General features: G+C 71.6%; 23 protein-coding genes. 2 read left to right on the top strand and 21 right to left on the bottom strand.

From position 1 onward, the window contains the following. The 11 genes from H1226_RS05855 to H1226_RS05805 all read right to left on the bottom strand — a co-directional run bounded on the left by H1226_RS05855 (position 1) and on the right by H1226_RS05805 (position 9,112). Positions 1 to 1,269 carry a PPE domain-containing protein gene (locus tag H1226_RS05855; RefSeq protein ID WP_258347723.1) on the bottom strand — a complete coding sequence of 423 codons (1,269 nt, stop codon included), beginning with the start codon at positions 1,267 to 1,269 and terminating at the stop codon, positions 1 to 3. Between the two features lie 24 nt (positions 1,270 to 1,293). Further along, positions 1,294 to 1,923, bottom strand: a complete 630-nt coding sequence (locus H1226_RS05850) for a DUF3558 domain-containing protein (protein ID WP_258347721.1) — start codon at positions 1,921 to 1,923, stop codon at positions 1,294 to 1,296. Continuing rightward, positions 1,920 to 2,285 carry a PE domain-containing protein gene (locus H1226_RS05845; RefSeq protein ID WP_258347719.1) on the bottom strand — a complete coding sequence of 122 codons (366 nt, stop codon included), beginning with the start codon at positions 2,283 to 2,285 and terminating at the stop codon, positions 1,920 to 1,922. The genes H1226_RS05850 and H1226_RS05845 overlap by 4 nt, the downstream gene beginning before the upstream one ends. Before the next feature lie 341 nt (positions 2,286 to 2,626). Then, complete coding sequence (locus H1226_RS05840) at positions 2,627 to 3,730, bottom strand: hypothetical protein (protein WP_258347717.1); 1,104 nt, start codon at positions 3,728 to 3,730, stop codon at positions 2,627 to 2,629. 47 nt (positions 3,731 to 3,777) lie between these two features. Continuing rightward, positions 3,778 to 4,821 (bottom strand): hypothetical protein, encoded by a 1,044-nt coding sequence (locus H1226_RS05835; RefSeq protein WP_258347715.1) that lies wholly within the window; start codon positions 4,819 to 4,821, stop codon positions 3,778 to 3,780. Beyond that, positions 4,818 to 6,188, bottom strand: coding sequence for a putative T7SS-secreted protein (locus tag H1226_RS05830; RefSeq protein ID WP_258347713.1), 1,371 nt, complete (start codon positions 6,186 to 6,188; stop codon positions 4,818 to 4,820). The genes H1226_RS05835 and H1226_RS05830 overlap by 4 nt, the downstream gene beginning before the upstream one ends. After that, positions 6,188 to 6,745 (bottom strand): hypothetical protein, encoded by a 558-nt coding sequence (locus H1226_RS05825; RefSeq protein WP_258347712.1) that lies wholly within the window; start codon positions 6,743 to 6,745, stop codon positions 6,188 to 6,190. Before H1226_RS05825 ends, H1226_RS05830 begins: the two co-directional genes overlap by 1 nt. Then, a complete protein-coding gene (locus H1226_RS05820; RefSeq protein WP_258347711.1) occupies positions 6,738 to 7,223 on the bottom strand; it encodes a hypothetical protein in 486 nt (161 codons plus the stop codon). The genes H1226_RS05825 and H1226_RS05820 overlap by 8 nt, the downstream gene beginning before the upstream one ends. 432 nt (positions 7,224 to 7,655) lie before the next feature. Further along, complete coding sequence (locus tag H1226_RS05815; protein ID WP_258347709.1) at positions 7,656 to 7,949, bottom strand: DUF397 domain-containing protein; 294 nt, start codon at positions 7,947 to 7,949, stop codon at positions 7,656 to 7,658. 90 nt (positions 7,950 to 8,039) lie between these two features. Then, positions 8,040 to 8,240: a DUF397 domain-containing protein gene (locus tag H1226_RS05810; RefSeq protein WP_258347708.1), complete on the bottom strand. Its 201-nt coding sequence runs from the start codon at positions 8,238 to 8,240 to the stop codon at positions 8,040 to 8,042. Further along, on the bottom strand, positions 8,237 to 9,112 hold the full coding sequence (locus H1226_RS05805; protein ID WP_258347707.1) for a helix-turn-helix domain-containing protein: 876 nt from the start codon (positions 9,110 to 9,112) through the stop codon (positions 8,237 to 8,239). Before H1226_RS05805 ends, H1226_RS05810 begins: the two co-directional genes overlap by 4 nt. 143 nt (positions 9,113 to 9,255) lie before the next feature. Here H1226_RS05805 and H1226_RS05800 point away from each other — a divergent pair, with 143 nt between their 5' ends. Next, entirely contained in the window at positions 9,256 to 9,600 is a 345-nt protein-coding gene (locus H1226_RS05800; protein ID WP_258347704.1) for a hypothetical protein, read from the top strand. On the opposite strand, the gene H1226_RS05795 is transcribed toward H1226_RS05800, so the two are convergent. The 6 genes from H1226_RS05795 to kdpF form a co-directional block, all read right to left on the bottom strand. Next, on the bottom strand, positions 9,582 to 10,262 hold the full coding sequence (locus H1226_RS05795; protein ID WP_258347702.1) for a response regulator: 681 nt from the start codon (positions 10,260 to 10,262) through the stop codon (positions 9,582 to 9,584). The two genes, H1226_RS05800 and H1226_RS05795, sit on opposite strands and share 19 nt — an antisense overlap. After that, on the bottom strand, positions 10,259 to 12,760 hold the full coding sequence (locus H1226_RS05790; RefSeq protein WP_258347700.1) for a sensor histidine kinase: 2,502 nt from the start codon (positions 12,758 to 12,760) through the stop codon (positions 10,259 to 10,261). The genes H1226_RS05795 and H1226_RS05790 overlap by 4 nt, the downstream gene beginning before the upstream one ends. 70 nt (positions 12,761 to 12,830) lie before the next feature. After that, positions 12,831 to 13,436, bottom strand: a complete 606-nt coding sequence (locus tag H1226_RS05785; RefSeq protein WP_258347698.1) for a potassium-transporting ATPase subunit C — start codon at positions 13,434 to 13,436, stop codon at positions 12,831 to 12,833. A 242-nt stretch (positions 13,437 to 13,678) separates the two neighbouring features. Continuing rightward, positions 13,679 to 15,757 carry a potassium-transporting ATPase subunit KdpB gene (kdpB, locus tag H1226_RS05780; RefSeq protein ID WP_258347696.1) on the bottom strand — a complete coding sequence of 693 codons (2,079 nt, stop codon included), beginning with the start codon at positions 15,755 to 15,757 and terminating at the stop codon, positions 13,679 to 13,681. Continuing rightward, positions 15,754 to 17,415, bottom strand: coding sequence for a potassium-transporting ATPase subunit KdpA (gene kdpA / locus H1226_RS05775; protein ID WP_258347694.1), 1,662 nt, complete (start codon positions 17,413 to 17,415; stop codon positions 15,754 to 15,756). Before kdpA ends, kdpB begins: the two co-directional genes overlap by 4 nt. Further along, the gene (gene kdpF, locus H1226_RS05770) at positions 17,415 to 17,510 is read right to left on the bottom strand and encodes a K(+)-transporting ATPase subunit F (RefSeq protein WP_224958746.1); all 96 of its coding nucleotides are present in this window, start codon (positions 17,508 to 17,510) and stop codon (positions 17,415 to 17,417) included. The genes kdpA and kdpF overlap by 1 nt, the downstream gene beginning before the upstream one ends. 460 nt (positions 17,511 to 17,970) lie before the next feature. Between kdpF and asnB the strand changes: the two genes are divergently transcribed. Continuing rightward, the gene (gene asnB, locus H1226_RS05765) at positions 17,971 to 19,806 is read left to right on the top strand and encodes an asparagine synthase (glutamine-hydrolyzing) (protein ID WP_258347692.1); all 1,836 of its coding nucleotides are present in this window, start codon (positions 17,971 to 17,973) and stop codon (positions 19,804 to 19,806) included. A 114-nt stretch (positions 19,807 to 19,920) separates the two neighbouring features. Here the strand turns inward: asnB and H1226_RS05760 are convergent, their stop codons facing one another. From H1226_RS05760 to H1226_RS05745, 4 genes are all read right to left on the bottom strand, one after another. Then, on the bottom strand, positions 19,921 to 21,369 hold the full coding sequence (locus H1226_RS05760; RefSeq protein ID WP_258347691.1) for a sensor histidine kinase: 1,449 nt from the start codon (positions 21,367 to 21,369) through the stop codon (positions 19,921 to 19,923). Then, the gene (locus tag H1226_RS05755; RefSeq protein WP_224958743.1) at positions 21,363 to 22,088 is read right to left on the bottom strand and encodes a response regulator transcription factor; all 726 of its coding nucleotides are present in this window, start codon (positions 22,086 to 22,088) and stop codon (positions 21,363 to 21,365) included. The genes H1226_RS05760 and H1226_RS05755 overlap by 7 nt, the downstream gene beginning before the upstream one ends. Positions 22,089 to 22,246: 158 nt before the next feature. Next, positions 22,247 to 24,460 carry an ArnT family glycosyltransferase gene (locus H1226_RS05750; protein WP_258347689.1) on the bottom strand — a complete coding sequence of 738 codons (2,214 nt, stop codon included), beginning with the start codon at positions 24,458 to 24,460 and terminating at the stop codon, positions 22,247 to 22,249. Next, complete coding sequence (locus H1226_RS05745) at positions 24,457 to 25,728, bottom strand: glycosyltransferase (protein ID WP_373690064.1); 1,272 nt, start codon at positions 25,726 to 25,728, stop codon at positions 24,457 to 24,459. The genes H1226_RS05750 and H1226_RS05745 overlap by 4 nt, the downstream gene beginning before the upstream one ends. Between the last annotated feature and the right edge of the window lie 72 nt (positions 25,729 to 25,800).

The following is a 25,800-nucleotide window of genomic DNA, read 5'->3' as shown; positions in this document are numbered from 1 at the left end:
TCAACCCTGCTTCTTCCGGTCATCGGCGTCCGGCTCGGGGTCCGCGCCGAACACCGGCGGGGCCACCAAGCGGTTGTCGTCGAACGGGGTTTCCTCTTCGTAGTACTTGTTCTCGTGCTCGGCGTCCTCGTCGGACTTGCCCTGGCCCCGGGTCGCCGCCGGGCCCATCACCGAACCCGGTGCGGGCTTGCTCGTCGCCGAGCCGCCGGCCGTGCGCCCGGCCGTGGTGTCCCCCGGGCCGCCGATGCCGGACGAGCCGCCGCGCAGCGAACCGCCCTTGCCCTTGCCGGCGCCCGCCGGACCACCGCGCACGCTGCCCTCGGGCGCACCGGCCTTGCCGCCGAGCATCTTGCTCGCCGCGACCGCGCCGATCCCGGCGACCGCCGCCCCACCGGCACCGATGCCGAGCACGCCGCCCAGGCCGATGCCCGGTCCGCCGTCCTCGTCGGGGTGCGGCCGCGAACCGGGGCCGCCGTCCGCGCCGTCGTGCGGTTCCTCGTCGGTGCCGCTGCGGCCGCCCGGCGTGCGGCCACCCGGCGCGCCGCCCGGGCTACCGCCGGGGCTCCCACCGGGCCGACCGCCGATCGCGCCACCGCCACCCGGGTCCGAGCCGCCGCCGACGCCGCCCGGCACCGACCCGGCCGAACCCGGCGTGGCGAACGCGCCGATCCCGCCGCCCGCGGTGCCGCTCGCCGTCGCCGACTGCGCGGACACCGCCGCGGGTCGCATCTCCGGCATCGGCTGGAAGTTCTCCGCCTGCGCCACCGTGGTGTCCCGGTACGACGTCAGGGCCTGCTGCGCGACCTGCTTGCGGCCGTCGATCTTCTTGGCCTCTTCGTCGTAGTCGCTGGTGTAGCCGAAGTAGCCCAAGCCCTTCTCGAAGATGTTCTCGGACTTGTCGTTGTGCATCTCCGACTGGTTCGGCAGCGTGTTCTTCGCCGACTCGTAGCCGCGACCCTGCGCCTCCACGCTCGTCGCCGAGGTCGCCAGCGGATCCTGCGACTGCTGCATCACCGCCGACTGCTGCTTCGTCGCCTCCTGCGCGATCGAGCCCGCGTTGCCGGTCCACTCGATCTCCAGCTTGCCGAGCTCGACGCGCAACGTCTCGTCCAGCTCCGTGACGATCTGCGCGCACTGCTGCAGCGCGGCCGCGGCCTGGTCCATCGACTCGGTGCCCCGGCCGTCCTTGATCCGGCCGATCCACCCCAGCAGCTCCGGGATGTCGAAACCCTCGAAGCGCAGGTTCCTGATCGGGTTCAAATCCTCCACACCGGCCCCCTGGATTCCGCTCTCTCAGGCCTGCGCCTGCAGGTTCGACACGGCGAACTCCGCCGCTTGCTTGGCTTTGGCGCACATGGCCTGGTTGGTCATCTCGGCTCCGCCTTGCCAGGACAACCCGGCTTCCAACGTCTTGCCCTCGGCGACATCGACATCGACCACACATCCCAGGCGCTCCGCGCCAGGAACCTGCGTTTGGACCGCACCGAACCCGTCCGCCAACTCATAAGTCGTCGCCGTATCGCCGGACGGGTCCATCGATTGAGCTTGGAGATCTTGCACGCTCATCGGCGCGATGAGTACGAGGACGCCGATACTCGACGCCGCACCCGGCTCACTCAGCCACGAGCATCCGGGAAAGTCGTGCTCGGCATCTTTCGGTGCCGGGTTACCTCCCCCGACTCCGAGTTGACCGAGCTGCTCCGGCTTGATGAGCTCGCAAATCTGTGCCTCCCCCAGTCCTGCGACGGGGAGGTCCCGAGGGCGTTCCGGCAGATCCAGGCCAGGCTCCGGAGGGGGCGCGGCCTGCCCCTGTTGCGGCCCCGTGGGCTGGGATCCGTTGAGCGCACATCCACCGATCAGAACCGGCAGCAGACTCGCAAGAACAACGACCTGCACCGCGCGCTTGATCGCTCGCTTGGTCACGACCGCTCCTTCGCCTGTTTGAAGGAAGCAGCGATCTCCTCTTCGTCGATGCCGTACTGCCTGGCCACCTCTTCGAGCTGCTCCCCGAGCTGCTCGACGCCCCGTATGTACTCCAACAGGCGTCCATAGTGCGACTCTGGGCTACCGAGCAGGTTCATGTTCCAGACCCGAGCGGCGGCCGCGCTGACCTCGTCGGAAGCAGCGGGAAGCACTCGCAGATCCATCCTGATCCGACCCAGCTGGTCCCTGGCGCTCGACGCCGCTTCCCCGATCACCCGCCGAGCCGCCAGGACGTTCTCCGGGGTGACGGTGATGGTCTGGCTCGGCCCGCCCGGGGCGGGGGGCGGTGCTGGTGCGGTCATCGCGGGGAACCCCCTAGTCGCGGCTGCTGATCACCAGTGCGACGCAGACAGTAGCAGCGGCGGTTCCACCCCCGTCCCGACTTCCACCAAGTTCACACCGAACGCACAGCCGACACCCGAACGGACCCCGACCATCGTCGGAGACGAGATCGTCGAGCGCCTCCGGTCGCGTCTTCGGAGTTCCCGAACCCCTCCCGGCCCAGCCCCCACGACCTTCCGCACCACGACGCCCCGAACTGCTCTCAACCCTGCGCCCGCAGATTCGACACGGCGAACTCCGCCGCTTGCTTCGCTCTGGCGCACATGTCCTGATCCGGCGCAGCCGTGGTGGCCTGGCCGCGCTAGCCCTTCAGCGGTCCGGGCGCAGTGCCCTCGTCCACGTCCGCCCCGTTCCCGAAACCTTTCGGTCCGGCCCACCTCCAGTGCCAGCTTTGCTGTTGGGGAACGCGGAAGTCCCGCTCCTCACCGAATTCGGCGGGGGTTCCCAGCGCATCGATCTGGTCGTTGGCAGGGGCCCGGAGGACACTGGGGTAGAGCCGGACGTGCGCGATGCCGCAGGGGAACAGCGGAGTGCTCCCCCACGCTTCGCGGAGGGCGGCGTTGACCAGCACTTCCCAGGCCTCGATGAACAGGTCCCAGCGGATGCGCAGGAGCGCCACGAACACGTTCTCGGCCTCCGCGCTGAGCTGCCCGAACGGTCCGGTCAAGCGCAGGTGCACGCCGCCATCGTCCCGGCGTCCCCATTCGGCCAGCGCTTGGACCGGCTCGGGGGTTCGTGGCTTGCGGCCGCGGACGTAGATCTTCTCCGCGTGCGGGAGGACTTCGCGCCGTTGTCGCTCGGTGGGGATGCAGGCGGGCTGGTGCGGCGGAGCGTTCTTCGACCACTTGTCCAAGCCGTCGAAGAAGTCCTCGGGCCGGTTCGGGTCGAACTCCGCCTCCTTGCGACCTTCCCGCAAGGCATCGATGTGCCGCCAGTACGGGCCCGAATTCACGCGGACGTAGTCCGCACCGGTTTCCCGCCGCATTCGCTCGGTCCATTGGACTCTGGGACGGTATTCGTACAGGTCCGAACTTGCGAGACGCGCGAGCGCGTCAACCGGTTCCGTCGCAGGTGTTCCGTCGTCAGCGAAGAACCGGACCGCGCTGATGTCGCAGGGGTACCGGTCCGTCGGCCCCCAAGCCCGTTTCCAGGCCGCGGCCACGAGCAGCGTCCACCCCCAGCCGTCGTCTTCGATGTCGACGCGCAGCAGCATCAGCGCGGAGAACAAGTCCACGCCACCGGCGCGGACCGGGCCGGTGGGAAGGCCCAGTTCCACCTGCACACCGGCATCGACCGGAGACCACGTCAGCGGGATCTCTTGGAACTCCAGGCGTTCGGGGTCGGCGAGCGTCGGACCGTACGCGGGTATGGGCCGGGTCCACGGCCAGCCGCACGTGGGATTCATCGCGTGCTCTTCCCGAGGAGTCGTGGTTCTTCCGTTGCCGTGCGACGTCAACTCGGCTGCTGTCCCTCAGCCCGCGGCTTGCGTTTGACCTGGCACCACGCCGGCGGGGTGGTGCCCGCCCAGTCGTGGTACCACCAGGTCTGCTGGCTCACCGAAGCCCAGTGCGCCTTGCGCAGATCTCCGGGCGGCGTCCCCAGCACATCGACCTGTTCGGGAAGGGGCGGGTCGGTGAGCGTGGGGTAGAACCGGACGTGCGCGATGCCGCAGGGGTGCTGCTCCGTGCCGTGCCACGCCCCGCGCAACGAGCCGTTGACCAGCACTTCCCACCGTCGCCGCCAGGACTCCATCCGCAGGTTCTGCAGCGCGGCGAGCAGATCGGCACCGTGGTCGTCGAACTGGACCCCGGGAGCGCGCACCCGCAGGTGAACGCCGCCCTCCGCGCGGCGGCCCCACTCCGCGATGCCCTCCTGCAATGCCTGCTTCGTCGGGTCTTCCGGTGACGGACCGGCGAGGAAAATGGGCTCGGAATGGGGGAGTTCTGGAACCGCGGCCTCGGCGGCCTCCTGCTTCCGCGTCGCGCTCATCTCGCGCATGGAGCGGTCGAACTCGGTCCAGTTCATCTTGCCCGGCCGCGTCAGGCCCGCCCACTCCTCCCGCCACAAGATCTGCTCGGTCACGAGCATTCCGCGCCCGCCCAGCTCGGTCGGCGGGCCGAGCGCGTCGAGCGGCTCCGTGGTCGGCGGGCCTGCCAGGTCGGGGTAGATCCGCACCTCGTCCACTGCGCAAGGGTGTTCCTCGGTCGGCCCCCACGCGTCGCGGCGGGCGGCGTTGACGACCACCTGCCACTTCAGTTCCTGCAACTCCGCGCGCACCAGCATGAGGGCTTTGAACAGGTTCGGCTCCACCGCGTGGTGCGCGCCGAACGGGCCGGACAGCTCAAGTCCGACCTGGCCATCGGAGGTTCGGGACCAGGTGGCCACCGCAGGTTGGAAGTCCGTCTTCGCGGGGTCACCGTCGACCGGCCCGAACACGTCCACTTCCCGCACCGAAAACCCGTTCTCGTTCATCGCAGCACCGGCTTCCGCGGTCATCTGGTCCCCTTCATCGCTTCCAGCTCATCAATCCTGCGGCGCAGTTCCCCGACCTTCTTCACCTGCTCGGGCAGGTCAGGCGAACTCACGCGTTCCATGTCCGCCAGCGTCCTCATCGCATCATCCAAGTTGGAGCGGGCTCTGCCCAGCTCTTCGTCCACGTTGAAGCGCGGGGTGTACGCAGGTTTCTCCACCCGCTCCCGAGGTTCCGGTTCCGCTTCGTAGCGGTCCGGGTCCGGGTTCATCGGGTCGATCGGGTCGCTGTGGTCGTCGGCTTCCCACGGGTCGGGGCGGCGGGGTTGTTCCTTCTCCGGCGGCGGTTCCGGGTCCGGTTCGGGGTCGGGTTGGGCGGCTTTCTCGCGGGCGCGTTGGAGTTCTTCTTCGGTGGGGAGGGTGTAGCCCTCGGCGTCGTGGGTGGGGCGGGGCGGTGCCTTGGGGAGTTCCGGTTCGGGTGCGTGCTTGGCGACCTTGGCGACGCGGGCGGCAAGGCCCGCTTTGGAGGCCGCGCCCGCACCGCCGCCCGCGACGGTGGCGGCGATGTTGGCGCCGGCCTTGCCCAACGCGGCCGCCGGGTCCTTCTTCCACTCGTCGAGGGAGCCGATGGTCTGGCCCCAGCCCTCCTTCGTGGTGACCATGTGCACGACGCCCGCTCCGGCGGCGAACCCGGAAGAGATCGTCGCGGCCGGGTCGGTGATCAGGTGCAGGGGTTTCGCGACCAGGCCGAGCCCGCCCATCGCCATCTCGCCCAGCGCGCCGAGTCCCCCGCCCGCGTAGCTCTTGCCCGCTTCGAACAGGGCACCGCCGCTGCTGCGCATCGCATCCATCATCCGCTCCAGCAAGGAGGCGTCGGGAGCGCTCTCGGCCGCCGCCTTGAGCGCCTCGGCGGTGCCGGCGCCGGACGTGCCGAACTTGCTCCTGGCGACGTTCAGCAGAGCACGCGCTTCGGCGGTCTTCGCCGCGCCAGGATCCTGGAACGGCGCGACCTGGTCGGTGGGCCCGGCCGCTTCCACCTGCGCCGCGTGGGCTTTCTCGGCGCGGGAGGTCTCCTGCTCGCCCTGGCGGTAGAGCTCGATCGCGCGGGCCGCCGCGTCCTGCGCGGTGCGCAGCGAGTCCGCGTGCTCCACGAGCGCCGTCGCCGCCTTCCCGAACGCCGCGGCCGCCTCGTCCCACCGCTGCTGCTCGTCGCGGACGGTCTTCCGGTAGGCGTCGGCGGCCGGTCCGCTCCAGGCGTGCTCGGAGTCGATGCGCTGCACCGCCGCGAGGCCCTCGGCGATGCGGCGGAACGTGTCCGCCTTGTCCTTGGTGCCCGCGACGTCGCCGGGCACGAGCTCGGTGGGGTCGTCGGTGTCGCCGAGTTCCGCCGCCATCAGCGATCATTCCTCTGGTGCAGGGCCGGGTTCATGACTTCGGCGCCGGCCTGTCCAGCCGTCCACAGGTCGTCACCGGCTTGGCCTAGCGACTCGCCGACCTCGCCGAACTCCTCGCCCCAGCCGCCGTAGTCGGGCCTGCCGGCCTGTGCCAGTTCGCCCCAGCTCATCTCGCGGGCACCGGCGATCTTCTGCTGGTCCGGCGAGACGACGGTCATGAGGATCTCCTTGAACAGCCCCGAGATCTCGTCATCCTGGCCGCGGTACTCCTTCAGGACGTCGGTGAGCTGGTCGGCCAGCTCCTGACCGGTGCGCAGCAGGCTGCCCAGGCCGTGCTCCCAGCTGAGGCAGAACTTGGCGAGCGCGCCCTGCACCTTGTCGTCCTCGCCGAGATCACCGGCGCTGAACGCCATCGAGTGCAGACCGGCGGCCGATCCCGCATCGGCGACGTACCCGCCGCCGGGGATCAGGTCGGACAGCGCCCGCACCGTCTTCTCGTGCCCGGCGATCACCGCTTCCAGCGCGGCCGCGTCGAGGCCGAAACCGTCGTCAGGCATCGCGCACCGCCCCCGCCGCCAGCACCAGCTGGTGCTGCTCGCCGGAATCGACGACGACGCCGACGTCCGGTGGCAGGTAGTGCTCGAAGATCCGCTTCGCGGGCAGCGCCACCACGTCCACGGTGCCGTCCGCGTCCGCCAGGCCCGCCGCGCCCGCGTAGTCCGCGGCGCGCTGCCGCGTCGAGAACACCGGCAGCCACTCGCGGCCGCCGAGCAGCAGCGTCGACGTCTCCGCGGGCAGGTGCAGGGTCGACCGCCCCAAGGTCGCCAGCAGCAGCGTCGGATCCGGCGGACTCCCCGCGTCCTGCCAGCGACGGGCCGCGAGCACCAGCACCGGGTCCGGCTCGGGCGGTGCCGTCCGCTCCGGGTCCGGCTCGGGCGGTGCCGTCCGCTCCGGGTCCGGCGTCGGCACCGGGTCCGCGCTCAGTTCCGGTTCCGGCTCCGGCAGGGCCGCTCGTGCCGGGTCCGAGGTTCGCACCGGGTCCGAGATTCGTTCCGGTTCAGGCGTTCGCGCCGGATCCGATCGTTCCGGCACCGGCGAGCGCACCCCCTCCGCGCCTGATCCCGGTTCGGGCCACGCCGGTTCCGACATCCGCGCCGGTTCCGGTTCGGACCGGAGCCGCCCCGGTTCCGGAGGTGGCACGCCCAGATCTCCGGACATCCGCACCACTTCACGCATCCAGCACCCCCCAGCACTGGAGCCGCAGGTTCATCCCGCACTTCCTTCCGAGCTCCGCGCACCGCCGATGATCAGCGGGCAACGGCTCGGAACGCTAACAGCGCACCGGCGACCGCGTACCCGATTCGATCAATTTCGCGGAACCCGCGACTCCAGCGAGGTGAATGGCCCATTCGCCTAGCCTGATTGGGCCAATGGGCCATTCACCTGGGACTGGGACGCGCTCGGGCGTCAGCGGCGGAGAGAGGCGAGGAACCGGGCCCAGTGGCGGGCGGGGAACACGAGGAGGCCGGTGTCGGGCGACTTCGAATCTCGGACCGCCACCACCGGGCCGTCGGCGGCCACCTCGACGCAGTTCGCCGAGCTATTGCTGCGGCTGGACTTCCGCCAGCCCACCTCGACGCAGTTGGCGGTGCTGTTGCTGCGGCTGGACTTCCGCCAACCGAAGGCGATCTCGACGCAGTTCGCGGAGCTCGCGCTATGCGCTGACTTGCGCCACCCACCGGCCGTTCCAGGACTGCCCATGGAACGAGCGTGGCAGCGCATCCGTCCCCTGCCCAGCGCCGTCCCGCCGCCGGAGCAGCGCACCACCGGGAATCCCACCCGGAAGCACCATCACCGAAGGCGCGAATCCCCCACTGCAGCGAGGAAGTCAGCCCACCGCTCGCCGGACACCGCCAGCACCGGACCGCCCGGGTCCTTCGAATCGCGGACGCCGACGATCGGGCCGCCCAGCGCGACCTCGACGCAGTTGGCCGTGCTGGCGCTGCGGGTCGACTTCTGCCATCGCACCCCATCGAACCTTGAGCAGCTCATGAGGGCATGATCTCAGTCTCCGCACTCTCCAGAACAGCCATCTGGCGCAACCGGTCTCTGGACTGCTCAGGATCAAGCGCTACGTGAACCAGGTTTTCCCAGGTGGCTTGGTACATCTCAACGTGTTCTTCGTCGTCGAGGAACAGACTGGACACGAGCTGCTCCAGCCACACCGAGCACGGGTCTTGGCCGTAGTCCAGCAGGATGAAGGCGCCTGCCATCCCCGCATGAATCCCGACGTTCGCGGGGACGATCTGCACGATGACGTTCTCGCGCTCGGCTTCGTGCGCAATATGCCGGAGTTGGCGTGCGCCACATCCATGTGTATGGAAATTTCGAACCAGAACACACTCTTCCAAAATGACATGGAGATTGAACGGACTTCTCCGCGAAAGAAGCTGCTGGCGAGCCATTCTGTGCGCCACCAGATCGTCCACCTCGTCTCCAGACAAGGCACCACCGGTGGCCGCGATGACCGACCGGGCGTACTCCGGCGTCTGCAACAGGCCCGGGATGGTCAACGGCTCGTACTGCCGCAACCCCGTCGCCTCGTCTTCGAAATCGCTCCACGTCTGCCAATCCGCCGGGAAGTGCGCGTTGCGGGTGCGCAGCCAGCTGCGTTGTTCGGCGTGCCGGGCGATGTCGAGGAGCTCGACGCGACGCTCAGCGGGCAGGCGGTAGTAGTCGAGCAGGCGTTCCAGGTCGTCCAGGTAGATCCCGATCTCGCAGGTCTCCACTCGATTTATCTTGCTACCGGACATGCCGAGCGCCTTGGCCACTTCGGCGGCGCTGAGTCCTCGCTCCGCCCTGATCCGGCGGAGGGATCGGGCGAGTCGGCGAGAGCGAGCGGATGGTCCGGCGCGGCGGGGCATGGTCGATCTCCTGCGGTTGAGCGGAATTCTCCCCCAGCATGCCGAAGAAGATTCGCGTCCGCGATCACTCGATCGCGTAATTGCGGGGTTCAATGCGCCTGCGCAATTCTTTCCACCAAGATCCACCAACCTCAGGAGTCCCCATGTCCCAGCAGATCACCCGTTTCGCCAACAGCAGCCCGCAGCGCGAATGGCTGTGCCGGTGCAGCGACGACGATGAGGAGCTCGCGCTGTGCACCGTCGGCGTCGCGGCGGGCGACGTGGAGGTGTTCGGGCCCGAGCTTCAGGGCTACTTCCGGTTGCGCGGCAGCGAGATCGCGGTGTTCCGGCGGGCGCTGGACGAGGCCGCGGTGCTCGCGGCGGACGACCTCGACCGGCGGGAGGCCCGGCTTTCGGAGCAGCGCGAGGCCCGCCGGGAGCTCCAGCCCGCGGAGCAGCGAGAAGTTCAGCCCACGGAGCAGCGGGAAGTTCAGCCTTCGAACCGGTAACCCATGCCCGCTTCGGTGATGAGGTGGCGGGGGCGGCTCGGGTCGTCCTCCAGCTTGCGGCGCAGCTGCGCGATGTACACCCGCAGGTAGTGGAACTCGTCGGCGTAGGCCGGGCCCCACACCTCCTGCAGCAGCCGCCGCTGCGCGACGAGCTTGCCGCGGTTGCGCACCAGCACTTCCAGCATGCCCCACTCGGTGGGCGTCAGGTGCACTTCGGCGCCGGCGCGCAGCACCTTCTTCGCCGACAGGTCCACTTCGAACGCGTCGGTGCGCACCACCGGTTCGTCCTCGGCGACCGCGGACCGGGAGCGGCGGACCGCGGCGCGCAGCCGGGCGAGGAGTTCGTCCATGCCGAACGGTTTCGTCACGTAGTCGTCGGCGCCCGCGTCGAGGGCGTGCACCTTGTCGGTGGATTCGGTGCGCGCGGACAGCACGATGATCGGCAGCGTGGTCCAGCCGCGCAGCCCGGCGATCACCTCCACCCCGTCCAGGTCGGGCAGGCCGAGGTCCAGCACGACCGCGTCCGGCCGCGCTTCGGCCGCCACCCGCAGCGCGGTCATGCCGTCCGGCGCGACCACTACCTCGTAGCCGTGCGCGGTGAGGTTGATCCGCAGGGCACGCAGCAGCTGCGGTTCGTCGTCCACCACCAGGACCTTCGTCATCGCCCCTCCGTCGCCACCGGCAGCGCCAGCACCATCGTCAGTCCGCCGCCGGGGGTGTCCTCGGCGCGGATCGTGCCGTGCATGGCCTGCATGAAACCTTGCGCGACGCTCAACCCGAGCCCGACCCCGGGAGGACCGGTGTCGGCGTGCCCGCCGAGTCGCTCGAACGGGGCGAACACGGTGTCCGCGGCGCCTTCGGGCAGGCCGGGGCCGTGGTCGACGATGCGCAGCTCCACCCACCTGGCGTGTTCGCTGGCGCGCACGCCAACCCGGTCTCCGCCGTACTTCAGCGCGTTCTGCACCACGTTCGCGATCACCCGTTCCAGCAGTCCGACGTCGGCGAGCACCGCGGGCAGCGACTCGTCGGTGTCCACCGCGACCCGCTCCCGCCCGTCCAAGCCCACCAGGGCGCCCGCGACGGCCTGGTCGTAGCCGACGGGGCGCAGCCGCGGCACGATCGCGCCGGTCGCCAGCCGGGACGAGTCCAGCAGGTTGTCCACCAGGTCCGCGAGCCGGTCGGTGGATTCCTCCACCCCGGCGAGCAGTTCGGCGACGTCCTGCTCGGACAGCTGCACGCCGGGCAGCCGCAGGCTGCTCACCGAGGCCTTGATGGACGCCAGCGGCGTGCGCAGGTCGTGGCCGACGGCGGACAGCAGCGCGGTGCGCAGCCGGTTCGCGTCCGCTTCCCGCTGGGCTTCGGCGGCGTCGGCGGCCATCCGCTGCTGGCGCAGCGCCACCAGCGCCTGGCCCGCGGCGGCCTCCAGCACCGTGCGGTCGTCGGCGGGCAGCGCCCGGCCGTCGGGGCGGCGCAGCGCCAGGTGCACGTCCGCGGTCACCTCGATGTCCACATCGGACTGGTCGGGCCGGGCGCAGGGCGTGGTGCCGAGGGACGCCGCGATGCGCCAGCCGTCCGGCCCGCGCTCCAGCAGCGCCGCCGAGGACAGCCCGAAGTTCTCCACCAGCTTCTCCAGCAACCGCGGCAGCGGATCGGGGTGCGCCAGCACCGTGCGCGCGTAGGACGCCAGCAGCGCCGCCTCGGTGCGCGCCCGCGCCGCGCGCTCCGCCAGCCGTGCCGCCCGGTCCACCACCACCGCCACCATCACGCCGACGCCGACCATGCCGAGCACCGTCACCAGCGTCTCCGGGGAGCTGACGGCCAGCGAGTGCCGCGGTTCGGTGAAGAAGAAGTTCAGCAGCCCGCCCGCCAGCAGCGCCGCCGCCACCGACGGCGCCACCCCGCCGACCAGCGCCACCACCACGGTCGCCAGGAAGTAGCCCACCACGTCGGTGGACAGTTCGAAGTCGCCGAGCAGCGCGCTGACCAGCGTCACCAGCGGCGGCAGCGTGCACGCCAGCGCCCAGCCCCAGCTGCGGCGCGCCCGGGACAGCGGGTTCTTCGCGGCGCGGCGGAACGGGCGCGCGCCCGCCTTGCCGTGCGTGACCATGTGCACGTCGATCGACCCGGAGCGCTGGACCACGGTCGAGCCGATGCCCTCCGCGGCCAGCCGCGCCCACCGGGAGCGCCGCGAGGTGCCGATCACCAGCTGCGTGGCGTCGACGCCGCGAGCGAACTCCAGCAGCGCCTCCGGCACGTCGTCGCCGACGACGCTGTGGAAGCTGGCCCCCACGTCGTCGGCGACCCGCCGCGCCCGGGCCAGGTTCGCCGGGGACGCCCCGGCCAGGCCGTCGCCGCGCAGCACGTGCACTACCTGCAGCTCGGCTCCGGCGCGGGCCGCGATGCGGCGGGCGCGGCGGATCAGCGTCTCGCTCTCCGAACCACCGGTGATCGCGGCGACGACCCGCTCCCGCGTCTCCCACGTGTCGGTGATGTGCCGTTCCGCCCGGTAGCGGCGCAACGCCACGTCCACCTGGTCGGCCAGCCACAGCAGCGCCAGTTCGCGCAGCGCGGTGAGGTTGCCGGTGCGGAAGTAGTTGCCCAGCGCGGCGTCCACCTTGTCGGCGGCGTAGACGTTGCCGTGCGCGAGGCGGCGGCGCAGCGCCTGCGGGGTGATGTCGGCGAGCTCGATCTGCTCGGCGCGCCGCACCACCTCGTCGGGGACGGTCTCCTGCTGGCGGACCCCGGTGATCGTCTCGACCACGTCGTTGAGGCTCTCCAGGTGCTGCACGTTCACCGTGGACAGCACGGTGATCCCCGCTTCGAGGAGTTCCTCGACGTCCTGCCAGCGCTTCTCGTTGCGCGAGCCGGGGGCGTTGGTGTGCGCGAGCTCGTCGACGACGGCGACCTGCGGGCGGCGGGCCAGCACGGCGTCCAGGTCGAGTTCGGTGACCTGGACGCCGCGGTGCAGCTCGCGGCGGCGCGGCACCTGCTCCAGCCCGTCCAGCAGGCGTTCGGTCTCGGCGCGGCCGTGCGTCTCCACCAGGCCGACGACGAGGTCGGTGCCGCGTTCGAGCCGCCGCCGCGCCTCGCCGAGCATCGCGTAGGTCTTGCCCACGCCCGGCGCGGCGCCGAGGTAGATCCGCAGCTCGCCCCGCTTCATCCCGCGCCTCCCCGCCGACGGCCGTCGGCACCGATCCTGCCGGTCCGACGCGCGGACCACCCGCCGCGGGTCATCCGCGGTGCTCGGCGACGGCCGCGTTGAGCGCCGGGACCGCGACCGTGCGCTCGGCGAACACGCCGCCGGAGGTGGCGGCGGCGATGAGCCGGTGCACCTCCTCGACCGGCAGCCCCGTCTCGCGGGCGACGCGCGGAGCTTGCAGCGCGGCGTACGCGGGGCTGATGCCCGCGTCCACACCGCTGGCCGAGGCCGTCACCGCGTCCGCCGGGACCAGCTGCGGGGCGACCGCTTCGCGGGCGGCGATGCCGGTGCGCCGCTGCTGCACGGCCGCCAGCAGCTCCGGGTTGTCCGCGGCCAGGTTCGAGCCGCCGGACGTCGCCGGGTCACCGGGCCCGAGCGGCCCGTCCGCCGACGCCGACGGGCGGGTGTGGAAGTACGGGTCGTGCGCCGGGTCCGCGGGCACCGGGTCGATGCCGATCAGCTCGGACCCGACGACCCGGCCGTCCACCACCAGCGGCGACCCTTCCGCGTGGTCGCGCAACCCCGGCAGGTGGCCCGCGCCCCACACCGCGAGCGGGTAGCACACGCCCAGCAGCACCGTGAACAGCAGCAGCGCCCGCACCGCGGTCCCGGCCTGCCGCACCAACGTCGTGAACATCGCGTCCTCTCTCCACTGCCCGTCTTCGAACCCGCATCGCGGTTCTCGCAGTTCTCTCGTCAGCGGCGAAGCCGCTGAGCCGCCGACCACGCACGCAACCCGCACCGCCGCGGGTTCTCAGCGGCTTCCTCGCGAGGACAGCGTTTTCGCATGTGGCGGAGCCACCTGCGAAAACGATCCCGCAGCGAGGAAGCCGCTGAGGTTCCGCCACCCGACCCACCTCGCAACCGAAGTCCGGCGCCTCACCCCAGGCCGGGGATGAGGCGCACCACCAGGTCGATGAGCCAGATCCCGAGGAACGGGCTGAGCACCCCGCCGACGCCGAACAGCAGCAGGTTCCGCCGCAGCAGCGCCGCCGCGCTCGACGGCCGGTACCGCACGCCGCGCAGCGCCAGCGGGATCAGCGCCACGATGATCAGCGCGTTGAAGATCACCGCGGACAGGATCGCCGAGGACGGCGTGGCCAGCTGCATCACGTTCAACCGGCCCAGCTGCGGGTGGATCGCGACGAACAGGGCGGGCAGGATCGCGAAGTACTTGGCCAGGTCGTTGGCGATGCTGAACGTGGTCAGCGCGCCGCGGGTGATGAGCAGCTGCTTGCCGATCTCGACGATCTCGATGAGCTTGGTCGGGTCGGAGTCCAGGTCGACCATGTTCCCGGCCTCCTTGGCGGCGGCCGTGCCGGTGTTCATGGCGACGCCGACGTCGGCCTGCGCGAGGGCGGGCGCGTCGTTGGTGCCGTCCCCGGTCATGGCGACGAGCCTGCCGCCGTCCTGCTCGCGGCGGATCAGCTCCATCTTGTCCTCGGGCTTGGCCTCGGCGAGGTGGTCGTCCACACCGGCTTCGCGGGCGATGGCGGCGGCGGTGAGCGCGTTGTCGCCGGTGACCATGACGGTGCGGATGCCCATGGCGCGGAGTTCGGCGAACCGCTCGGCCATGCCGGGCTTGACGACGTCGGAGAGCCGCACCACCCCGACGACGCGGAACGCGCCGTCCCGCTCCTCGGCGACGGCGAGCGGGGTGCCGCCGTCCCGGGCGATGCCGTCCGCGATGGTGTCCACTTCGGACTCGACGGTACCGCCGCCCGCGCGCACCCAGTCCCGCACCGCGCTGATCGCGCCCTTGCGGATGCGGCGGCCGGGCAGGTCGAGGCCGCTCATCCGGGTCTGCGCGGTGAACTCCACCGGTTCGCCGCCGTCCGGCCGGTCGGGGATCTCGTGCTGCTCGCGGCAGAACTCGACGACGCTGACTCCTTCGGGGGTCGGGTCGGCGAGGCTGGAGAGCACCGCCACCTCGGCCAGGTCGGCGTCCGCTGCTCCCCCGACCGGGATGAGCGCGGTAGCGCGCCGGTTCCCGAAGGTGATGGTGCCGGTCTTGTCCAGCAGCAGCGTGTCCACGTCCCCGGCGGCCTCCACCGCGCGCCCGGACTTGGCGAGCACGTTGCGCTGCACCAGCCGGTCCATGCCCGCGATGCCGATCGCCGACAGCAGCGCCCCGATCGTGGTGGGGATCAGGCACACCAGCAGCGCGGTCAGCGTCACCACCGGCAGCAGCCCGCCGGAGTAGCCGGCCAGCGGCTGCAGCGCGGTCACCGCGAGCAGGAAGATGATGGTGAGCGTGGACAGCAGGATCGTCAGCGCGATCTCGTTCGGCGTCTTCTGCCGCTGCGCGCCTTCGACGAGCGCGATCATCCGGTCCACGAAGGTCTCGCCGGGCGCGGTGGTGATCCGCACGACGATCCGGTCGGACAGGACCGTGGTCCCGGCGGTCACCGCGGACCGGTCGCCGCCGGATTCGCGGATGACGGGGGCGGATTCGCCGGTGATGGCGGACTCGTCGACGGTGGCGATGCCCTCGACGACGTCGCCGTCGCCGGGGATCACCTCGCCGGCTTCGACGACGACGCGGTCACCGATGCGCAGGCCGGTGCCCACGACCCGCTCCTCGCCGCCCTCGACGATCCGGCGGGCGACGGCCTCGGACCTGGTGCGCCGCAACGAGTCCGCCTGCGCGCGGCCGCGCCCTTCGGCGACCGCTTCGGCGAGGTTCGCGAACAGCACGGTGAACCACAGCCAGGCGGCGACGGCGATGCCGAAGGCGCTGGGCTCGGCGACGGCGAGCGCGGTGCTGAGCACCGAGCCGACCCACACGACGAGCAGGACGGGGTTCGCCAGCTGGTGCTTCGGGTGCAGCTTGCGCAGGGCCTGCGGCAGGGCGGCGAGCAGCTGCCGCGGCCGGAACGACCCGGCGGCGACGGCGCGGCCGCGCGGCGGCTGCTGGTTCCCGGCGGATTCCGGGGTGTCGGTGCGGACGGCGGTCATGCCAGGGCCTCCGCGATCGGGCCGAGCGCCAGCGCGGGCAGGAACGTCAGCGCGGCGACGAGGACGACGGTGCCTGCGAGCAGGCCTGCGAACAGCGGCCCGGTGGTGGGCAGCGTCCCCGCACCGGGCGGGACGCGCCGCTGGCGGGCGAGCGCCCCGGCCAGCATCAGCACCGCCATGATCGGCAGCAGCCTGCCGAACAGCATGGCCAGCGCCAGGGTGGTCTGGAAGAAGCCGGAGGTCGCGGTGAGCCCGGCGAACGCGCTGCCGTTGTTGTTCGCGGCCGACGCGTACGCGTAGAGCACTTCGCTGAGCCCGTGCGCCCCCGGGTTCGCCATCGCCCCGGACGTGGCGGGCAGCGCGATGGCGACGCCGGTGCCCACCAGCACCAGCGCGGGCATCACCAGGATCGACAGCGCGGCGGCGGTGATCTCCCGGCGGCCGAGCTTCTTGCCCAGGTATTCGGGGGTGCGCCCCACCATCAGCCCGGCCAGGAACACGGCGAGCACCGACAGCACGAGGATGCCGTACAGCCCGGAGCCGACGCCGCCGGGCGCGACCTCGCCGAGCAGCATGTTCAGCAGCACCGCCCCGCCGCCGAGCCCGCTGAAGCTGTCGTGCGTCGAGTTCACCGCGCCGGTGGAGGTCCCGGTGGTGGCGACGGCGAACAGCCCGGACAGGTAGGTGCCGAAGCGCGCCTCCTTGCCCTCCAGCGCGCCGCCCGCGGCGAGCGCCGCCGGGCCGTTCGGGTGCGCCTCGGCCCACCACACGACGGCCAGCATCGCGGTGAACAGCCCGGCCATCACCGACAGCAGGACGTGGCCCTGCCTGCGGTCGCCGACCACGGTGCCGAAGGTGCGGGTCAGGCTCACCGGGATCAGCAGGATCAGGAAGATCTGCAGCAGGTTGCTGACCCCGTCCGGGTTCGCGAACGGGTGCGCGGAGTTCGCGTTGAGCACGCCGCCGCCGTTGGTGCCGAGGTCCTTGATGGCCTCCTGGCTCGCGACGGGCGCGGTGGCGATGGTGTGCTGCTGCCCGTCGAGGCCGACGACGTGCAGGCCGGGCGCGAAGCTCATCGCCGCACCGAGCCCCACCAGCAGCACCGCCGCCACCGCCGCGATGGGCAGCAGGATCCGCACCACGCCGCGGGTGAGGTCCACCCAGAAGTTCCCGATCCGGTCGGTGCCGGAGCGGGTGAACCCGCGCACCAGCGCGACGGCGACGGCCATGCCGACCGCGGCGGACAGGAAGTTCTGCACGGTGAGCCCGGCGAGCTGCACGGTGTGCCCGAGCACCTGCTCCGGCACGGAGGACTGCCAGTTGGTGTTGGTGGCGAAGCTGACCGCGGTGTTGAACGCGGTGGCCGGGTCGACCGGGCCGCGCCCGAAGTCCAGCGGCAGGAAGCCCTGCAACCGCTGCAGCAGGTACAGCAGCACGACGGAGGCGAACGTGAACGCGAGCACCGAGGCCGCGTAGGTCGTCCAGCGCTGCCCGGCGTCGCCGTCGACGCGCAGCACCCGGTAGAGCCCGCGCTCCACCCGCCAGTGCCGGTCGTCGGTGTAGGCGCGCGCCATGTGGTCGCCGAGCGGCCGGTAGCAGACCGCCAGGGCGAGGACGAGGAGGCCGACCTGGGTGAGGCCGACCGCGAGGGAGGACATCAGAACTTCTCCGGCCTGATCAGGGCGACGAACAGGAAGGCGATGAGCAGCAGCGCGAGCAGCCCGCCCGCGGCGTTGGCGAGCAGGGCGATCACAACCGCTCCAGACCGCGCAGGCTCAGCGCGAGCACGAGGAACCCACCGATCAGCACGAGCGCGCAGGCGAGGTCCGCCATCTCCGCGCGCCTCCTTCGATGCGGGGCGCCCCGGTGGCGCCGTCTCCCCCACTCAACGTCGTCGCGCGGGGCGCGGACAGGGCTGCTGACGGTGGTTTGACGCGGGGAGCGGCGGTCTTGACGCGCTGCTTACGCCGGCGGCGTCCGTGGTCCGTCCGGGTGAGGGCGTGGCGTCCCTCACCGCACGTCGGTACGGACCGCGTTACGACCGCGTTACCTGCCGCGATGCGCGGGAACGCCGGTGTAGCGCGTGGTTTTTCGACCGTTTTGGCAGGTCTGGGCGTTGTCACGCAACGAGTTCGATACCGCGGATTGGTTTCGTCGATGCAACAAAGTAGTTACCTTGACTAAGTAAGAACCTTCGCGAAGGGAGCTACGCCATGTGCGGCATCTCCGGCTGGATCGATTTCCGCCGAGACCTCACCCGGGAACAGCCGGTCATCGACGCGATGTGCGACACGATGGCCTGCCGCGGGCCGGACGGGGCGGGAACCTGGGTCCAGCCGCACGCGGCGCTCGGCCACCGGCGGCTCGCCATCATCGACCTGCCCGGCGGCGCCCAGCCGATGGAGGTCGACACCCCTGACGGCAAGGTCGGGCTCGTCTACAGCGGTGAGGCCTACAACTTCACCGAGCTGCGCGACGAACTCCGCCGCCGCGGCCACCGCTTCGACACCGACTCCGACACCGAGGTCGTGCTGCACGGCTACCTGGAGTGGGGCGCCGACGTCGCCGAGAAGCTCAACGGCATGTACGCCTTCGCCGTCTGGGACACCCGCACCGAGCAGCTGCTGCTGATCCGCGACCGGATGGGCATCAAGCCGCTGTACTACCAGCAGACCGAGAACGGCCTGCTGTTCGGCTCCGAGCCGAAGGCGATCCTGGCCAACCCCGAGGTGGAGAAGGTCGTCGACGCCGACGGGCTGCGCGAGCTGTTCTCCGTCACCAAGTCCCCCGGCCGGGCCATCTGGCAGGGCATGCGCGAGGTCGTGCCCGGCACCGTCGTCACCTTCGACCGCAACGGCCTGCGCGAGCACACCTACTGGAGCCTCGACGCCGTCGAGCACACCGACGACCAGGAAGCCAGCGTCGCGCACGTCCGCGAACTGCTCGACGACATCGTGCGCCGCCAGCTCGTCGCCGACGTGCCGCGGTGCCTGCTGCTCTCCGGTGGCCTCGACTCCAGCGCGCTGACCGCGCTGTCCGCCCAGCAGCTCGCCGCGCAGGGCGAGAAGGTCCGCAGCTTCGCCGTGGACTTCGTCGGCCAGACCGAGAACTTCCAGCCCGACGAGATGCGCGCGACCCCCGACGGCCCGTTCGTGCAGGACGTGCACAAGCACGTCGGCTCGCAGCACCAGGACATCGTGCTCGACCCGCAGGCCCTCGCCGACCCGGCCGTGCGCCGCGCCGCCGTGCAGTCCCGGGACTTCCCGATGGGCCTCGGCGACATGGACAACTCGCTGTACCTGCTGTTCAAGGCCATCCGCGGCCATTCGACCGTGGCGTTGTCCGGCGAGTCCGCCGACGAGGTCTTCGGCGGCTACAAGTGGTTCCACGACCCGAAGGTGCAGCAGGCGCGCACCTTCCCGTGGCTGGCCGCCTTCAACACCCAGCAGGCCGAGGGACCGCGCGTCCTGGACAAGTCGGTCGCCGACACCCTCGACATCCCCGGCTACATCAGCTCGGAGTACGAGGCGGCCATCGCGGGCATGCCCACGCTCGACTCGGACAGCCCGTTCGAGGCGAAGATGCGGGAGATCAGCTACCTGCACCTGACCCGCTTCGTGCGGATGCTGCTGGACCGCAAGGACCGGATGTCGATGGCCGTGGGCCTGGAGGTCCGCGTCCCGTTCTGCGACCACCGGCTCGTCGAGTACGTGTTCAACGCGCCCTGGTCGCTCAAGACCTACGACGGCCGGGAGAAGAGCCTGCTGCGCGGCGCCTCCGCCGACGTGCTGCCGAAGTCCGTGGTGGACCGGGTGAAGAGCCCGTACCCGTCGACCCAGGACCCGGCCTACGCCGCCGAGCTGCAGAAGCAGGTCAAGGAGCTCATCTCGAACGGCGACCGGGCGCTGGAACTGCTCAACGCCGACTGGGTGCGCGAGGCCGCGAACCTCGATCCGTCCGAAGTGGACACCCCGACACGGAATGTGTTCGAGCGCGCGCTGGACGTCTCCACCTGGTTCGACCTGCACAACCCGACCGTCAAGCTCTGATCGAGCGCTGATCGGGCCGCTGGTCCGCCGTTCGGCCCGTCCTGCTCTGCGGGCCGAGCGGCACCCCTGGTGAACGCCCCCACCGGTTCGGGTGCCGGTGGGGGCGTTCGCGCGTCAGCTCAACGGGATCAGCAGGCGGAAGGTCGAACCGGACGGGCTCGTGGCCAGCTCCACCCGGCCGTTGTGCGCCTCCGCGATCGCCGCGGTGATCGCCAGGCCCAGGCCGGTGCCGCCCTCCGAGCGCTCGCGCCCGTCGTCCACCCGGTAGAACCGGTCGAAGATCCGCTGCGCGTGCTCCGGCGGGATCCCCGGCCCGGCATCGCTGATCGACACCACGCCCATCGCGGTGCCCGGCCGCACCTCGGCTCCCGCCGCGAACACCCCGTCGCGCACCGAACCGTGCGCCACCTCCACCCGCACCGGCGTGCCCGGCGTCGTGTGCACCAGCGCGTTCGTCATCAGGTTCGTCAGCACCTGCCGCAACCGCGGGCCGTCCCCCAGCACCCGCACCGCGCGCTCCGGCACCACCAGCTCGATCTCGCGACCCGGGTCCCGCACCCGCGCGTCGCCCGCGATGTCGGTGGCCAGCGGCACCAGGTCCAGGTCCACCAGGTCGATCGTGCGCTCCCGGTCCAGGCGGGCCAGCAGCAGCAGGTCCTCCACCAGCGCGCCCATCCGCACCGCTTCGCTCTCGATGCGGGACATCATCATCCGCACGTCCTGCTCCCCCGGCGACTCGCTGCGCCGGTACAGCTCTGCGAAACCGCGGATGGAGGTCAGCGGGGTGCGCAGCTCGTGCGAGGCGTCCGCGACGAACCGGCGCAGCCGGTGCTCGGACTGCTCCCGCTGCTGCAGCGCGGCCACCAGCCTGCCCAGCATCGTGTTCAGCGCCGCGCCCAGCCGGCCCGTCTCCGTGCTCGGGTCCTGGTCGGCGACGCGGCGCTCCAGGTCACCGGTGGCGATGGCGTGCGCGGTGTGCTCGATGCGGGTCAGCGGCCGCAACCCTAGCCGCACCGTCACCATCGACGCCGCCGCCAGCAGCACCACCACGATCCCGCCCACCACCAGCTCGATGATGGTCAGCCACTGCAAGGTCTGGTTGACGTCGCCGGTGGACAGCGCCAGCGCCACCCTCTCCCCGTTCGGCCGGCTCTCGGTGAGCACCCGCCAATCCGAGCCGCCGGAGCGGTCCGGCACCGTGATGATCTCGCCGACCGGACCCGGCCGGCGGATCATCGGCTGCCGCGGATCGGTCTCCGTCGGACCGGCCACCGACCACAACCGGCCTTCCTCGTCGAACAGCAGCGCCCGGAACTCGGTGGGCAGCCGCGGCCCCGAGCCGTGGTCCTCCGGTCCCTCGCCGGGCATCGGGCGCGGCCGGTCGTCCAGCCACGGCCGCGCCATCTCGTGCAGCCGCCCGTCCAGCTTGTCCATCAGCGAATCCCGCAGCAGCAGCTGGCTGGCGAAGCCCATCGCCACCAGGCCGGTCACCGTCGCGCCGATCAGCAGCAGCAACAACCTGCCGCGCAAGGTGCGGGTGAACCGGCGCATCCGGGTCAGCATCGGGGTCGCTCCTCCGGCGGGATGCGCAGCACGTAGCCGACGCCGCGGATCGTGTGGATCAGCGCGGGCCGGGTGAAGTCGACCTTGCGGCGCAGGTAGCTGATGTAGGACTCGACGATGCGGCTGTCCCCGCCGAACTCGTAGTTCCACACCCGGTCCAGGATCTGGCCCTTGCTGACCACCTTCTCCGCGTTGATCAGCAGGTAGCGCAGCAGCTTGAACTCCGTCGGAGACAGGTTCACCAGCTGCCCGGCTCGCCGCACCTCGTAAGTCTCCTCGTCCAGCTCCAGGTCCTGGTAGCGCAGCCGCGAATCCGGTTCGGCGACCTGCTCCGGCTGGGCGCGGCGCAGGATCGCGCGCAACCGCAGCACCACCTCGTCCAGGCTGAACGGCTTCGTCACGTAGTCGTCGCCGCCCGCGGTGAGCCCCGCGATCCGGTCCTCCACCGCGTCCCGCGCCGTCAGGAACAGCACCGGCACCGCGTCCCCGCCCTCGCGCAGCCGCCGCGCCACCGTGAAGCCGTCCTGGTCCGGCAGCATCACGTCCAGCACCACGATGTGCGGGCGGAAATCGCTCGCGGCGCGCAACGCCTCGGCGCCGCTGGCGGCGCCGCGCACCTCGAAACCGCTCAGCCGCAGGGCGGCGGTGAGCAGTTCCAGGATGTTCGGCTCGTCATCGACGACCAGTACGCGCGCCGACGGCGCCTTCGCATCAACCACGGGGCAAGGATCTCTCACTCGGCTGGGGACTCGCTGAACGGATGCTGGGAACGGCCTGCGGACCAGGACGCCCCGGGGCGCGCTCGTCGTCGAACGCGACCCGGGGCGCCCCGGCGGGCTCCGCCACCGGGCCTGTGCGCGGGCCCGGCGGCGGGGGCTCAGCCCCGGCAGTCGTAGAGACCGCCGGAGGACTGGCCGTCTTGCTCGGAGCCGGTGCCCCCGTAGGTGGCGGCGTCCACCAGGGTGCAGTTCTGCTCCACCCACTCCTGGCGCTCGGTGGCGGCACCGCCCTGGCCGCCGGGCATCCCGCCGCCCTGCGAGCGGCCGTCCTGGGCGTCCTGGGCCTGATCGTCCTGGTTCTGGCCGTCCTGGGACCGCTGCCCGGACGTACCGCCCGGACCGCCGCCACCGGGACCACCGCCGCCGGGGCCGCCCATGCCGCCGAGCTGCACGAAACCGAGCTGCCCGGCCTCCTGCCAGGAGGTCAGCTGCACCACCGACGGGGCGTCGTCGCTGCCGGTGAACCCGCCCATGCCGATCACCCGGACATCGCTGTTGATGATGTAGGAGCTCGCGCCGTGCGCCCCGCCCTCGACGGCGAGCGGGATCTCCCGGTCACCGGCCTGCGCGGTCACGTACGCCAGCAGCGACTGCTGCTCGTCGGTGAGGGACTCGTCGCTCATGCCGCCGGGGCCGCCGCCGGACCGCCCGCCGCCGGGCCGCGAACCCCGGTCCTGCGAGCCCTGGGCGTTCTGGTCCGACCCGTCCTGACCCCGGGAGTCCTGCCCGTCGCGCCCCGGCATGCCACCAGGACCACCACCGGGACCGCCGCCGCCCGGACCGCCCATGCCGGTGGACGGACCGGCCGTCGGGTTCGCCCCGCCCATGCCGCCGCCACCGTCGGACGCGAACGCCGTCGCCGCCGACCACACGCTCGGCACCGCCAGGACCGCGGCCAGCGACAACGTCAGCGCCACCGTGCCCACGGCGCCCTTGCCGCGGCCGAGCAGCAGCGCGAGCACCGCGAGCACGCCCAGCCCGATGGCCAGGTACCCGGCCCAGCCGTTCCAGTCGGCGTTGCGGAACACCAGCACCGCCGCCCACGCCACGGTGAGCACCACGCCCAGCGGCAGCAGCAGCCACCCCTTGCCCGCGCCCGACCGGTACGACTTCCAGAACCGGACCAGCCCGGCCCCGGCGACCGCGCCGACCGCGGGCGCCAGCATCGTCGTGTAGTACGGGTGCATCGTGCCCTGGGCGAAGCTGAACATCAGCCAGATGAACACCAGCCAGCCGCCCCACAGCACCCAGCCCGCGGCCTCGAACCGATCGCCCGGCTCCCCGGCGCGGCGCCGCAGCACCGCCCCCACCACGACGGAGACCAGCACCAGCGCGCACAGCGGGAACAGCCAGCTGATCTGCCCGGCGAGCTGCTCGTTCGCGAACCGCAGCAGCCCGGACTCACCGGAGAACCCGCCGCCGCCACCGCCAGGACCACCGCCCGAGGAGGAGCCCCCGCCACCGCCGTTGCCCTCGCCGCCGAAGATCCGGCCGAACCCGTTGTAGCCGAAGATCAGGTCCAGCGCGGAGCCGTCCTCGCTGCCCCCGATGTAGGGCTTCGGCGACGGCCACAGCACCGTCGCCGCCACCCACCAGAACGAGGTGACCAGCACGGTCACCGCGGCCGCCACCAGGTCCAGCGCCTTGCGCCCCCAGGGCGCCTGCCGCCCCACCAGGTACACCGCGATGAACACCGGCAGCAGCATCCACGCCTGCAACATCTTCGTCAGGAATCCGCAGCCGACCAGCGCCGCCGCACCCACCAGCCACCAGGTCGCGCGGGAGGCGCGCTCCGCCGAGACGGCCTGGGTCAGCGCGTAGGCGGCGCCCAGCACCAGCAGCACCAGCAGCGTGTCCGGGTTGTTGTCCCGGTTGATCGCCACCGTGATCGGCGTCAGCGCCATGACCAGCGCCGCCAGCAGCGCGGCGTGCTCCCCCGCCCACCGGCGCACCACGCGGTGCAGCAGGAACACCCCGGCCACGCCCATCACGACCTGCGGGAACAGCACCGCGAACCGGCTGAAGCCGAAGATCTTCGCGGACGCCACCTGGACCCACAGCGCCATCGGCGGCTTGTCCACGGTGACCACCCCGGCCGGGTCGAACGACCCGAACAGGAAGTTCTCGAAGCTCTGCGACATCGACTTGACCGCCGCCGAGTAGTACGTGTTACCCCAGGACGAGCCGATCCCCCACGCGTAGAGGACCGCGGCGAGCAGGCAGATCGCGCCGAGCGCGAACGGCTGCCACCGCCTCCGCCGGGGTGCGTCGACGGCGTCCGCTGCGGGTGCGCCGAGTGCGACCGTGGTCATGCTGCTTCCTTTTCGGAGGAGGGAACGGGAGTGGGCTGCGGCGTCCTCGGGCGGAACACCCAGGAGCGCAGCAGTACGAAGCGCAGCGCGGTGCCGACGACCGAGGAGGCGACCAGCACCAGCACCTCCAGCCAGCGGGAGGCGTCCGGAACCGCGGCGTCGAGCGCCAGCAGCGCGCCGGAGGTCACCACGTAGTACAGGGCGAACACCACCAGCCCCTGCACGTGCACCCGCCCGGACGACGCGGCCCGCCCGACGAAGGTGAACCGGCGGTTCGCCTCGGTGTTCCACAGGGTCGTCACGGTCAGCGCCACCAGGTTCGCCACCAGCGGCGGCCACCACGACCGCAGCAGCGCGTACAGCACCGACGTGGCCACTGTGGACAGGATTCCGATGATGCCGAAGGAGAACAGCTGCCACAGCAGGCCGTTCTCCCGCTCCGCGAGCACCGCCTGCGGGTGCGCGGCGCGCGGTTCCGGTCGCCGCGGCAGGCCCTCGACGGTGGCGGCGCCGGTCAGCTTCGCCCGCGCCACCCGCAGCAGCCCGGCGAGGTCGTCGGTGGCGGTCTTGGTGACGTTGACGCGGGTGTCGACGTCCTCGACCCAGTCCACCGGCACCTCGTGCACCCGCAGCCCGTTGTGCTCGGCCAGCAGCAGGAGTTCGGTGTCGAAGAACCAGGAATCGTCCTCGACCTTGCGCAGCAGCGGCCGGATCACGTCGGTGCGCGCCGCCTTGAACCCGCACTGCGCGTCGGAGAACCGCGCGCCGTGCGTCCAGCGGATCACCTTGTTGTAGGCCCGCGAGATCAGCTCCCGCTTCGCCCCGCGGATGGTGCGCGAGCCCGGCGCCAGCCGGGACCCGATGGCCAGGTCCGAATGCCCGTTGACCAGCGGCGCCACCAGCGGCAGCAGCCCGTCCAGCCCGGTGGAGAGGTCCACGTCCATGTAGACCACCACGTCCGCGTCGCTGTAGCCCCACGCGGTGCGCAGCGCCAGTCCCCGGCCCTTGCGGTCCAGGTGCAGCACCCGCACGTTGGGCATCGACTCGGCCAGCTCGTGGGCGACGCGCAGCGTCCCGTCGGTGCTGGCGTTGTCGACGACCGTGATCGTCCAGTTGAACGGGAAGTCGTGCTCGAGGTGGTCCCGGAGCACGTGTAGGCACCCGGGCAGCGAACGTTCCTCGTTGTAGACCGGGATCACCAGATCGACCGTCGCCGTCTCGCGCGCCATCGCCCCCCGGCGCGCGGTCTCGACACTTCCTTGCGGCATCACGTTCATCCCTTTCCACGTTCTCCCGCTCCTGACATCACGGCCGGCAGCTCTGGCGACCCGGGTTCCATG

It is taken from the genome of Saccharopolyspora gregorii (genome assembly GCF_024734405.1).
In the GTDB taxonomy this organism is placed as follows: Bacteria; Actinomycetota; Actinomycetes; order Mycobacteriales; family Pseudonocardiaceae; genus Saccharopolyspora_C; species Saccharopolyspora_C gregorii.
The sequence above is the reverse complement of the archived record's forward strand: the minus strand, read 5'-3'. Positions and strand labels throughout refer to the sequence as shown.